The following is a 12,046-nucleotide window of genomic DNA, read 5'->3' on the forward strand; positions in this document are numbered from 1 at the left end:
GAGTGGGTATCAAGAATGGAATTACGTCATTTAGAGTATTTTATTCAAGTTTGTAATAATAATAGTTTTACTAAAGCTGCGGAAGTTCTAGGTATTTCACAGCCGACTTTAAGTCAACAAATCCGTGTGTTAGAAGGTGAACTTGATACACCTTTGTTTCATCGAGTTGGAAGAGGTATCAAAATGACAGAAGCGGGTAAGCTGCTATTTGATAAAGGAAAATTTATCATGCAACAATTTGATGACGTTTATAATGAAATTTTTGAATTAAAGGGTGTACAAAGAGGTGTAATTACTATAGGAGGTTTATTAGAGGATCTCACCTATTTAACACCTTATATTATGAAGTTTCAACAACATTATCCCAACATCGTAGTAAAAATTATAGAATCTGAAGTTGCTGTAAATCAAATCGTTGATAAAAATATTGATATAGGCATCACGCGTAGTGCTCAAATTCCAGACACATTAACAAGCACCCTTTTGTATAGCGAAGAGCTTGTCCTTGCCATTCCAAAAAATCATCCTTTGAATGAAACATCATTTGTTTCTTTTCGAGAATTAGTAGGACTGAGTAGAATAATGGTTTCATGTAGTTGTCGTGAATCTATTAAAATATATTGTGAGAGTTTAGGGTTATCTTTATCTGAAGCAAATATAGAAACAAAATCTTCTATTTCTCTATTGAGTCTTGTATACAATGGACATGGGGTTGCCATAATACCTCTTTCACTGGTTAACTTCGTTAATAATGATACTTTGAGCATAGTTCGTATTATTGAACCAACACCAAGTCAAGATATTAATCTTATTCACTTTGATGATAAATTTTTAAGTTTTGCAGCACGTATCTTTATGCAGAAGTTAAATGAACCTAAAAAAGTATTAGTATAATAGAAATAATAATGATTATAGTGTGGGAATTAAAAATGATACATAATTCTTAGGATAAGACCTAAATTACAGTTAAAGGGCAAGTAGATTTATATGTGTGGTGTAGTCGCTTCAAAAGGGAATACCATGGAATTTTACTTAAGGGGAGAAGGCTGTTAAAAACAAGTCAAGTTAATCAATTAACTCTTCGGTCTTATCGCATAGTAATAGATTCCATTAGGGATATACTGCTATTTCTTTTTACATATTCTTATTGCATAAAGAAAACCACCGGGCATTATACCGGTGGTTTTGACTTAGAAAGCAAAGCAAGTACAACCAATACCCCATTTAGTTCCATCTTTTCCTATTATGGTATGAGTGTGTTGATGGAGAGGGTTACTGCAACTATGTAACTTGTGATCATGGGCATCGTGAGAAAGTAGAGTGTGGGCTAGGTTAGCACCACCATAACCATAAACTCCCGTCGGTGACCAATTAGGTGATGCTGGCGGCAATTCAGGTGATAGCCTTTTAAATTCATCATTTCCATAAACAACCTGCCCACCCATAATAGTGAGTAATGATTCAAGGTTCTTGATTTCTTCTTCTGGCACAGTAAAGTAGTCAGCAGACAATACAGCAATATCAGCAAATTGACCTACTGCAAGGATTCCCTTTTTACCTTCATCACCAGAGAACCACGCACTTCCTTTTGAATATAATTCCAGGGCTACTTTTCTATCAAGTTTATTTTTTTCGTCGTATATCGAAAGACCACCAATGGTTTTTCCGGCAACCATCCAGTAAAGAGCGACCCAAGGGTTATAGCTGGAAACCCTAGTTGCATCACTACCTGCGCCAACAGGTATACCTAGGTCTAACATACGATAAATCGGAGGAGTACGCTTTGCAGCTTCCTTTCCGTATAAATCAACAAAGTATTCACCTTGAAAAGCCATACGGTCTTGGATAGCAATACCGCCATTTAAAGCCTTAACACGTTTCATACTACGATCTGAGATTGTTTCTGCATGGTCAAACCACCATCGTAGACCATTAAAAGGAATTTCTTTGTTGACTTCCTCAAATACATTTAAGAATCGTGTGATTGACTCGTCATAAGTTGCATGTAAACGGAATGGCCAACGGTTTTCTACCAATAGAGAAATTACTTTCTTTAAGTCAGCTTCCATCATCGTAGCTAGTTCGGGCTGTGGCATTTGAAATTTTTCAAAATCGGCTGCCGAGAATACTAACATTTCTCCGGCACCATTCATTTTATACTTATCATTTCCTTGACCTGGAGAAACAATTTTTGTCCATGAAGCAAAGTCTTCATATTCATGATTTGGATTTTGTGTAAATAGATTATAAGCAATACGCAAAGTTAATTGTTCCTTCTCGGCTAAATGTTCAACAACTTTGTAGTCATCAGGATAATTTTGGAAACCACCACCTGCGTCAATGGCACTTGTAATACCTAATCTATTTAATTCGCGCATAAAATGGCGAGTTGAATTAATCTGGTCGTCAAAATTAAGTATTGGAGCTTTACCCAAACTTGAATAAAGAATAGAAGCGTTAGGATTTGCAATTAAAAGGCCCGTTGGATTACCTCGTTTATCCCGTTCAATTAAACAACCTGGAGGGTCTGGGGTATCTTTTGTGTATCCCAGTGCACGCAGCCCTGCACGATTTACAAGTGCTCTATTGTAAAGATGTAGCACAAAGACAGGTGTGTCTTCAGAAACAGCATTAATCTCTTCCAAAGTTGGCATCCGTCTCTCTTTAAATTGAAATTCAGACCAACCTCCAACTACTCTTACCCACTGAGGAGCAGGTGTACGCCTTGCCTGTTCTTTGAGCATTTCGAGAGCAATGGCAATTGAAGGCACACCTTCCCATCGTAATTCCATATTATAATGAAGACCGCCACGAATAACGTGTATATGAGAGTCATTCAGACCTGGAATAGCTCTTTTTCTTTTAAGGTCTATTTTTTTTGTTTTTTCTGTGGCGCTATCAAGAAGCTCATCTCCACCTATTGCAGTTATTAAACCATCAGTTATGGCGATAGCAGATACCTCAGGTTGAGAGGGATCAAGGGTAGTAATTTTTCCGTTATATAAGATCATATCCGGTAAATTCATATTCACACCTCGTCTACTTCCTATTATTTTGTAACCATGGATGAAATAATTTACCGAAAATCGGCATAACTACCCATGATAGCAAGGACACTATACATACAGAAACAAAAAAAGCGGACATAATAGGGTTCATATGTTTTATGATAGGTCCTATCAATTTAGGAACTAACATGCTAAGAGGCCATACACCCAGAAGGGTAACGATAGACATTTTCCATTTTTGCGGTGGGACTGGCGTTTTCGGAGTAACAAACCAATAAGCCAAACTGCTTTCAGTTTTATAACTTGGATTAGTAACTTGAAATTGTTCTGCCGTTTTTAACAAATCTCGGCGAACATCTGATTCTTGCCAAGCACGTAGATGCTCATACGTATCAAAGCGAAAAATAACAGTATACTCTCTGAATTCGTTATTTGGGACTATTAGATTTACACCTAAATGCCCTGGAAATTTAGTAGCGGCAGCTTCGATTTCATGTCTCCATGTTTCAAACTGTTTTTCTTTACCCTGTTGAATTTCCCATGTAACAATCGTTGTTACTGGATCGGCAGCATCCATCGCGTTCCCTGTATAAGTCTCTTCGACAGCTACTCCTTCTTGTTTCATATTTTCCTGCTTGGAAGCGCACCATGCACCATAGTATATGCGTATTCTACACCTTGACCATAAGCACCAGTGTGTTCCTTTACAATCTCCATTACAGCATCATAAGTATCTTTGTGTGCCCAGTCGCGTTGGTATTCAAGTAAAACTTGAATTGCTGTCACTGGAATTGCACCAGCTTGTTCTACACGACGCATAGCAGCGTTATGTGCTGTCAAACTAGTACCACCTGAAGCATCATCAACTGCATACACCTCATAGCCAGCTTTAATTGCTTCAAGCACAGGGAATGCAAGGCAAACTTCAGTCCAAAGTGCTGCAAATATTAATTTCTTTCTACCTGTTGCTTTAACTGCTTCAACAAATTTTGGATCTTCCCAAGAGTTCATTGAACTGCGTTCTATAATTTCATGGTTTGGGAATATGTCAAGAATTTGTGGCCAAAAATAACCAGAAAAGCTACGTGTCTCAACTGTAGTAAGAATAGTAGGTACGTTAAAAGTTTTTGCTGATTTAGCAAGTAACATAACGTTATTAATCAATGTTTGTCTATCAATACTTGCAACTCCAAAAGTCATTTGAGGCTGAAAATCAATTAAAATTAAGGCACTGTTCTCTGGATTTAACAATTCTAAATTACTCATAATAAAACGCTCCTTTTTTTAATTGTAAAAAAAAATTTTGCTATACCTTTTAATTTAAAAGAGAGTGCTGATTTAATCAGCACTAAATGTATACTATCCATTTTTTTGAAAGTGATTTAAAGTCATTACTTTGAAATACATTTATGCATTTTGTTTACTAAGATCTCGCTGCGCGCCCATATAGCTTCCAATTATATTTTGATAGCCTGGAAGATTACTAGCAAGCAAATTGCCAAAACCTTCGACATCGTTGCGCCAATCACGTTGTAATTCGCAAGCTACGCTAAACCAGTTCATAAGTTGCACGCCACTATGTGCCATGCGAGTATTTGCAGCATCTGCAACTTGTTTACTGAAAGTTCCCGAAGCATCAGTAACAGCAAATACTTCATATCCAGCTTTTATAGCGGAAAGTGCTGGGAAAGTAACACAAACGTCCGTAACTACGCCCGCGATGATAAGTTGCTTCTTTCCAGTTTCTTCGATTGCTTTTACAAAATCATCATTATCCCATGCGTTAATTTGTCCAGGGCGAGCTATTTTTTGTGCGTGAGGAAAGAGATCAACCAATTCTTGCATTAAAGGTCCGTTAGGTCCGTTTTCAAAGCTTGTTGTTAAAATAACCGGTAAATCAAAAAACTTAGCAGTATGAGCAAGAGCTAAAACATTGTTCTTAAATTCATCAACACCATAGTCACGTACTAGTCCGGACATAAGACCAGTTTGATGATCTACTAAAAGCACGACAGCATCATCTTTGTTAATACGAGAATAGAGATCAGTCATTATGTATTCCTCCTAAAAATTAAGTAATCGAAGAAAAGTTAAATAGTCGAATACTATCATAAGTTTCTTCGTTTGTTACGATTCGTTTATAACTAAGCTGACCAATAATATTAGTTATAGCAGCATTCACAGAACATGAAGTGCTATACAAATTTATAGTATTTGAAAACTGATTCGTTAATCAATTCTAAATTATCTATAATTCGTATAGGTCGTAACTATAGTTGTTTTCACTATAAAATAGATTGATTTTACCTATACATTCTATAGATAGAACGATATTGATAGTCACCTATTTTTGTTATTAGAATTGAATAGGAGGAATTTTCAGCAAATACTTCGTGATGAAAAAGGTAGGAGATGGGGAATTGTCCATAAACAGAAAATGAATTCATCGGAACAGTAGAGTTCACAACATAAACATGCATAAATAGGCTATGAGATTCATCCGGATTATTGAAGAAAAGGATATATATTAGAATATTTTTGGAGGTAGAAGAATGGCGAAAATTACTGTAGGAACCGAAAATCAAGCACCAATTGAGATATATTATGAGGATCATGGCACAGGAAAACCAGTTGTACTAATTCATGGTTGGCCGTTAAGCGGTCGATCTTGGGAATACCAAGTTCCCGCTCTTGTTGAGGCTGGATACAGAGTTATAACATATGATCGTCGAGGTTTTGGAAAATCATCTCAGCCGTGGGAAGGGTATGAATATGATACCTTTACTTCTGATTTACATCAACTATTAGAACAGTTAGAGCTTCAAAATGTCACACTTGTTGGTTTTTCTATGGGTGGAGGCGAGGTAGCCCGGTATATTGGGAAATATGGAACTAATAGAGTAGAGAAGGCTGTATTTGCAGGAGCTGTACCACCATTCCTTTACAAGTCAGCAGACCATCCTGAGGGTGTATTAGATGATGTAGCAATTCAAAGTTTTGAAAATGGAGTAAAAAGTGATCGCCTAGCATTCCTTGATGAGTTTACGAAAGGATTTTTTGCTGCTGGAGATCGAACTGACTTAGTTAGTGAACCATTTCGAATTTACAATAGGGATATCGCTGCGGGTGCATCGCCTAAAGGAACACTAGATTGTATCGCTGCTTTCAGCAAAACAGACTTCAGAGGCGATTTAGCTAAGGTTAATATACCTACCCTTATTATTCATGGTGATTCAGATGCAACTGTACCATTTGAATATAGTGGGAAATTAACACACGAAGCAATTCCTAATTCTAAAGTAACGTTAATAAAGGGTGGTCCACATGGGCTAAATGCAACGCATGCCAAAGAATTTAATGAAGCACTCCTATCATTTTTAAAGGACTGATTACAACTATATAATTGTTAATTGATAAATTATAAACAAGTTAAAATAAAGTTTTATAAAAGATGCTCTTGGATAAATCCAGGAGCATCTTTTTAAATGCGGGAGTAGTGCACCACTGTAATCATCCATTACGAAATTTCTACTTATTTTTAAATTTTGATATTGAGACGTTAGCATGAAAAATACTCATTAATTTCGAATTGAATAATCTTCTTAACAGCTAAAATGTATTGATTAGAGTTTTTTAGGTCTCTTAAATGCATTGATATATTACTATCAAGATAATATTTTGAATAATCCTCAAAACAAAGAAACGTACATTTTATTGTTTTGGGTAGTGAAGCCTCTTAAGTTGAGTGGGGGCCCCTATATCTTAATCAAAAAGTGTAGGCTTAAGCCTACAAATATTCATCTCCCACTTAAAATTGTCGTTTTACACCTTCACATTTTTGAGGAAGGAGTATTTTATCAGAAAACAATAAAATCTTATTATTTTTTATAATTAGTAGAATTTTATAGAAATAATCCTCTTAATATATTAAAATAACATCGTATTATGTCAGATTTTAATTAGGGGAGAGAAATTTTATGTTGAAAAAAATCATTCCAGTTGCTTTAGCATTAAGTACAGTTACTTTTACTAGTGTATTTGCTGCGCCTTCAGCCCAAGCAAGTACAGAACAAAACCGCTACATAGATGTGCAAATGCTCGGTATTAACGATTTTCATGGGCAACTAGACACTGTAAAAAAAATTAACAATAAAGATGCAGGGGGAATCGAGTACTTAGGGGCTTATTTACGTGATCGTGAAAAACAAAATCCGAATACATTAAAGGTACATGCTGGCGATGTTGTTGGAGCAAGTACTCCTGTTTCAGCATTATTACAAGACGAACCTACGATTGAATTTCTAAATGATTTGAAATTCGATGTTGGAACTATAGGAAATCATGAATTTGATGAAGGTGTTGAGGAAATGAACCGCCTTATTTATGGTGGATACCATGAGAAAACAGGCAATTTTAAAGGAGCAAAATTCCCATATGTTGCCGCAAATTTTTATAATAAATCCACTGGTCGTTTATTTTTACCACCATTCACTATAAAAAAGGTGCAAGGAGTTCCTGTTGGATTTATCGGAGTCGTAACAACGGATGTTCCTAACCTTGTTATGCCTACTATGCTAAAGAATGTTGAAATTACAGATGAAGTTGAAGCTATTAACAAATCCGTAAAGCAATTAAAAAAACTTGGCGTTAAATCTATCGTTGTTCTTGCGCATAACGGAGGTACAACAGATGGAAACGGCGTAACAAATGGTGATATCGTTCGATTAGCAAATGAGACTGATCCAGAAGTCGATGTTATTTTTGGTGGGCATAGCCACACCTATGTAAATGGAACTGTCAATAATAAACTTGTCGTACAAGCAAATTCTTATGGTATGGCTTTTGCTGATGTTGATGTAAAGATTGATCGTAAGACACAAGATATTGTTGAGAAAAAAGCAGAAATTGTTACAACTTACCATGAAGGCATGGAGCCTGATAAAAAAATAAAGAAGAAGATGGAGAAATATCAAGCAAAAATCGCACCTCTTGTTAATGAAGTTGTAGGTAAGTCTATTGCTCCACTAGATCGCAAACTAAATACGGCTGGTGAATCTACTCTTGGAAATTTAGTTGCTGATGCCCAGCGTACAACAATGCAATCCCAAATTGCACTTATGAATCCTGGTGGTATTCGTAATGACTTAGATGCTGGTGATATTACATGGGGAGAGATATATGGTATTCAACCATTCGGAAATCAATTAATAAAGGTAAATTTAACAGGTCAAGACATTCGTGATATTTTAAATCAACAATGGCAAAAAGATATAACAAGAATGCTTCAAATTTCAGGGATCCAATACACTTGGGATGCGAATAAGCCTAATGGAGAAAAAGTAAAAAGTATTCGCTTAACAAATGGAGAAGAAATCATTCCTTCTAAAACTTACAGCGTCGTTGCGAACGCATTTCTAGCTTCAGGTGGAGATGGATTTGTATCCTTTAAAAACGGTAAAGATGCTGAAACAGGACCAACCGATTTTGAAGCACTAGTAGATTATATAAAAAAATCAAAAGAACCAATTCAGTCTATTATTGATGGAAGAATTCAAAAAATAAATTAGTTTTTTATTAATCTCAAAAACAACTAGATTACCTGTGCGCTATACTTTTTAGTGTACAGGTAATCTATTTTTTTGATTTGAATAGTCTAACTGTGGCCAATGGGTATACCGTCTAGATGCAGAGTGCCGAAAAAAATTGAAATAAACAAAAGTTGATATCCTGGACGTACAGGGAGTCTTTTTTGAAAAAACGGGACATAGCGAACATTAAACAGGCTTAACGATGGATGTTAAAAGTATAAATAATGAACTAGAGTTATCATTTGCTAAGACGAAGGAAGGGAAATGGCTGAAAGAAAATGTGCATCGTGCAGGATTTATTATTCGCTATCCAAAGGAAAAAGAGAATGTAATTGGTTATGCGTATGAACCTTGGCACATTCGCTATGTAGGGGATGATGCTGAAAAAATATACAAGGAAAAACTAACTTTAGGGGAATATATGAGATAAGAAGGCTAAAGTGAATTGGAAATCTGTATTTTTTGTTTGGAGAATAGTATTTTATAAAATAGTAGGGTGCTTTATTTTAATAGATTGAACAATTGCCTATCTAAAAATTTGATAGGCAGTTGTTTTCTTTTGAGTAAAAAGTGAAATGATTTTATTATGTTCGCACATATGAAAAGTGTAATGTGTAAATATATCCTAAACACCAATTATTGCCCCTCATTATTAGCGATAGGATAGCTACTTAAGGACAAAAAAGAATTGGCTAACTTTTGTGCAAAATGTAATGGAGGCTCTACAGATTGGATATGAATATACATAATTAAGGGATTCATGTAAAGCCAGTGATTATGTAAAGCACTTACAATAATTCCTTGTTGTACAATTGATTTCATAAATGCAGGAGTCTCTTCTTGTAGAATAGCGATTTCGCCTAAATTTAATGCATTACCATTTTGATCCAACGATTCAAAACTTACTCCGACGGGTACTACATAGGTACTCGGTTTTCCTTGAACAAGCACCCTAAAATCGCGGTGAAAAGACACCGAACAACCACCTTGACTTATTTTACTTTTCCCTTTAAGTATTGTAGCAAATTGTTCACAAATGAAATTAAAATTTTGCATAAATTCAATCCCTTTCTCGTACAAAATTATGTAATTAGAGATTTGATTGATGAAATACAGATAAACAATCTTTCTTCAACATTAAAAAAACAGGCTGTAATTTTAATTTATTCAATGTTTATTTTAAAAGAAATGCACGCTATATTATTTAAATATTTAGAATTTATTCGAAAATGATTAGTATATTCGAGTTATTAAATTTATGATTCATGATAGTCCGTTCGAGATATTGTTATAAAAAATCTATAAAGTATGTAATTATACGCTTTTAGTCTATGTAGGTAAGATAAATATGTGTCTAAATTTGAATGATAAAACTAGAAAAACAACGGTGAGAAAATAACCAATAATATTTTATTTTCTATAAAAAGTACTGCTAAATAGTATTTTTTTCGAAATAAGTCTTTCTTATATAAGTATATTGCTACTATGAACATATCTATTTAAAAACAAGACTTTTTTGAATACAAAAGAATGGGTTCTAAAATACCTTGCTTATACAAGAAGAATTCAGTTGTTTCTCCTTGTATCTATTTATATTTTTAAGTATAGAAAAAACCTTTTATGAATATAGAAGGGAATTCCTTATGTTTTTCTTAAACAAATTATTAAATTACGGTTATTTTAACCAAAATTTTCATAGAAATATCTTTTAAAAGAACATTAGTTCGTATATAATAAGAACAAATGTTCCTTATTAGGGGTGATAACCTTGTATGATTATTCTCTTTTACCGAATCGTATTATTCTTTGTGTAGACCTTCGTAGCTTCTATGCAAGTGTGTCATGTATTAAAAAAGGACTGGATCCACGTTATACAAAATTGGCTGTCGTAGGAGATGTAAATCGGAGTGGATCAATCGTATTAGCAGTAACACCGCCATTAAAAGCGTTAGGGATTAAGAAAATGGCAAGGTTGTACGAAATACCGAAGCGGCCAGATATTATTATTGCAAATCCGATTATGCATACGTATATGAAATGTTCAACTTTCATAACTAGTTTAGCTTTGCAATATGTTGCGCCGGAAGATTTTCATCAATATAGTATCGATGAGTTTTTCATGGATATGACTGCAAGTATTCATTTGTTTGCGAGTAATCCGCTCGAATTCGCATTAAAGCTCAAGCGAGAAATATATGAACGTACACGGATTGAAAGTACGATTGGTATAGGGCCTAATTTATTATTGAGTAAAGTAGCGATGGATATTGAAGCGAAAAAGAGTAAAGATGGAGTAGCACACTGGACGTATGACGATATACCCGAGAAGTTATGGAGTATTAGACCAATCAGTAAATTTTGGGGTATATCGTACAAAACTGAAATGAAATTGAATCGAAAAGGTATACATACAATTGGAGAATTAGCTCAGTATCCTTTGAAATATTTAAAGCAATCTTTCGGTGTAATAGGGGAAGAATTACATTTACATAGTAACGGGATTGATTTTAGCAGAATAGCAGAGAAATACGTTCCAGCGACAACATCTATAGCGAAAAGCCAAATATTATTACGGGATTATTCGATAGGAGAGTTCGTAGTTATTTTATTAGAGCATATAGAAGAAGTTTGTTATAGGTTGAGAAGAGAAGAGAAATATGCACAAACAATTCATTTTTCAATTGGGTATAGCAAGGAATACGGTGGGGGAATAAAAAAGGCGCATACGTTAAATCGGGCAACAAATGTAACGATGGATATTTACAATATTTGTACATATTTTTTATATGAGCGCTATACAGGAGAACCGATTAGATCGTTAAGTGTCTCATTAACAAACCTTATTAATGAAGGTGAAGAGCAAATTTCGCTTTTCGATAACATTGTACAAAGGGAAAAAGAAATCCGATTAACGAAAGTTATGGATGAAATTCGAACACGGTTTGGTAAGAACAGTATTTTACGTGGGATTTCCTACACAAGCGTCGCAACATCAAGATATAGAAACACATTATTAGGAGGACATAAATCGTGAAGAATGCTAATATGCCAAAAGGAAGAGGGATGGTAAAGTGGCAACCGTTCGCTAGTATGCCAGAGCAATTCGCAGTTATTAAAGAAATGATACATGTGAAAACGAAAGTCACGCGTCCGATCTTAACAGAGGATGCAAAAGAAGTGCTTGAAAATAAGTTGTTATGTTCCTATTTAGGTGAGGAAGAGATTTTACTTACATATTATAAAGGTGGCTACTTATATAAAAATTACATAACAGTAGTTGATATTAATCCATTAAATGAGACGATTATTTGTACAGATGCTTTTGTGCATAAACGTACTTTTAAATTCGGTGATTTAATTGAAATGGAATAGAATAGCTTTTTTAGCATGGAGGGTCACACTTTAAACACTCTAACGGTTTGTTTAAAGTGTGGACTTCAAGAAATAAAA

General features: G+C 34.8%; 11 protein-coding genes. 6 read left to right on the forward strand and 5 right to left on the reverse strand.

The window, feature by feature from the left end:
* The first annotated feature begins 15 nt into the window (after positions 1-15).
* Positions 16-894 (forward strand): LysR family transcriptional regulator, encoded by an 879-nt coding sequence (locus A6J74_RS29255; protein WP_000423209.1) that lies wholly within the window; start codon positions 16-18, stop codon positions 892-894.
* 296 nt (positions 895-1,190) lie between these two features.
* On the opposite strand, the gene A6J74_RS29260 is transcribed toward A6J74_RS29255, so the two are convergent.
* The 4 genes from A6J74_RS29260 to ycaC all read right to left on the reverse strand — a co-directional run bounded on the left by A6J74_RS29260 (position 1,191) and on the right by ycaC (position 5,060).
* A complete protein-coding gene (locus A6J74_RS29260; RefSeq protein ID WP_001052843.1) occupies positions 1,191-3,026 on the reverse strand; it encodes an amidohydrolase in 1,836 nt (611 codons plus the stop codon).
* 13 nt (positions 3,027-3,039) lie between these two features.
* A complete protein-coding gene (locus A6J74_RS29265; RefSeq protein ID WP_000806845.1) occupies positions 3,040-3,633 on the reverse strand; it encodes an antibiotic biosynthesis monooxygenase in 594 nt (197 codons plus the stop codon).
* A complete protein-coding gene (locus tag A6J74_RS29270) occupies positions 3,630-4,274 on the reverse strand; it encodes a hydrolase (RefSeq protein ID WP_000067162.1) in 645 nt (214 codons plus the stop codon). The genes A6J74_RS29265 and A6J74_RS29270 overlap by 4 nt, the downstream gene beginning before the upstream one ends.
* A 141-nt stretch (positions 4,275-4,415) precedes the next feature.
* Positions 4,416-5,060 (reverse strand): isochorismate family cysteine hydrolase YcaC, encoded by a 645-nt coding sequence (ycaC, locus tag A6J74_RS29275; protein WP_000131223.1) that lies wholly within the window; start codon positions 5,058-5,060, stop codon positions 4,416-4,418.
* Between the two features lie 500 nt (positions 5,061-5,560).
* On the opposite strand from ycaC, the gene A6J74_RS29280 reads away from it, so the two are divergent.
* From A6J74_RS29280 to A6J74_RS29295, 3 genes are all read left to right on the forward strand, one after another.
* Positions 5,561-6,397, forward strand: coding sequence for an alpha/beta fold hydrolase (locus tag A6J74_RS29280; protein ID WP_001074316.1), 837 nt, complete (start codon positions 5,561-5,563; stop codon positions 6,395-6,397).
* A 588-nt stretch (positions 6,398-6,985) separates the two neighbouring features.
* Complete coding sequence (locus A6J74_RS29290; RefSeq protein ID WP_000913769.1) at positions 6,986-8,575, forward strand: bifunctional metallophosphatase/5'-nucleotidase; 1,590 nt, start codon at positions 6,986-6,988, stop codon at positions 8,573-8,575.
* 223 nt (positions 8,576-8,798) lie between these two features.
* The gene (locus tag A6J74_RS29295; protein ID WP_002039015.1) at positions 8,799-9,026 is read left to right on the forward strand and encodes a M15 family metallopeptidase; all 228 of its coding nucleotides are present in this window, start codon (positions 8,799-8,801) and stop codon (positions 9,024-9,026) included.
* 206 nt (positions 9,027-9,232) lie between these two features.
* Here the strand turns inward: A6J74_RS29295 and A6J74_RS29300 are convergent, their stop codons facing one another.
* Positions 9,233-9,652, reverse strand: a complete 420-nt coding sequence (locus A6J74_RS29300; RefSeq protein WP_001178952.1) for a DUF1259 domain-containing protein — start codon at positions 9,650-9,652, stop codon at positions 9,233-9,235.
* A gap of 712 nt (positions 9,653-10,364) precedes the next feature.
* Here A6J74_RS29300 and A6J74_RS29310 point away from each other — a divergent pair.
* Positions 10,365-11,630: a Y-family DNA polymerase gene (locus tag A6J74_RS29310; RefSeq protein WP_000272636.1), complete on the forward strand. Its 1,266-nt coding sequence runs from the start codon at positions 10,365-10,367 to the stop codon at positions 11,628-11,630.
* Positions 11,627-11,968: a YolD-like family protein gene (locus tag A6J74_RS29315; RefSeq protein ID WP_000786247.1), complete on the forward strand. Its 342-nt coding sequence runs from the start codon at positions 11,627-11,629 to the stop codon at positions 11,966-11,968. The genes A6J74_RS29310 and A6J74_RS29315 overlap by 4 nt, the downstream gene beginning before the upstream one ends.
* The last annotated feature ends 78 nt before the right edge of the window (positions 11,969-12,046 follow it).

The sequence above is a fragment of the Bacillus sp. FDAARGOS_235 genome (genome assembly GCF_002073415.2).
In the GTDB taxonomy this organism is placed as follows: Bacteria; Bacillota; Bacilli; order Bacillales; family Bacillaceae_G; genus Bacillus_A; species Bacillus_A toyonensis.

What these genes read in the sequence shown, in the direction of transcription:
- A6J74_RS29295 (WP_002039015.1), top strand. Translation starts at nt 8,799, where the DNA reads ATGGATGTTAAAAGTATAAATAATGAACTAGAGTTATCATTTGCTAAG.
- A6J74_RS29265 (WP_000806845.1), bottom strand. Translation starts at nt 3,633, where the DNA reads ATGAAACAAGAAGGAGTAGCTGTCGAAGAGACTTATACAGGGAACGCG.
- A6J74_RS29270 (WP_000067162.1), bottom strand. Translation starts at nt 4,274, where the DNA reads ATGAGTAATTTAGAATTGTTAAATCCAGAGAACAGTGCCTTAATTTTA.
- A6J74_RS29290 (WP_000913769.1), top strand. Translation starts at nt 6,986, where the DNA reads ATGTTGAAAAAAATCATTCCAGTTGCTTTAGCATTAAGTACAGTTACT.
- A6J74_RS29300 (WP_001178952.1), bottom strand. Translation starts at nt 9,652, where the DNA reads ATGCAAAATTTTAATTTCATTTGTGAACAATTTGCTACAATACTTAAA.
- A6J74_RS29255 (WP_000423209.1), top strand. Translation starts at nt 16, where the DNA reads ATGGAATTACGTCATTTAGAGTATTTTATTCAAGTTTGTAATAATAAT.
- A6J74_RS29280 (WP_001074316.1), top strand. Translation starts at nt 5,561, where the DNA reads ATGGCGAAAATTACTGTAGGAACCGAAAATCAAGCACCAATTGAGATA.
- A6J74_RS29260 (WP_001052843.1), bottom strand. Translation starts at nt 3,026, where the DNA reads ATGAATTTACCGGATATGATCTTATATAACGGAAAAATTACTACCCTT.
- ycaC (WP_000131223.1), bottom strand. Translation starts at nt 5,060, where the DNA reads ATGACTGATCTCTATTCTCGTATTAACAAAGATGATGCTGTCGTGCTT.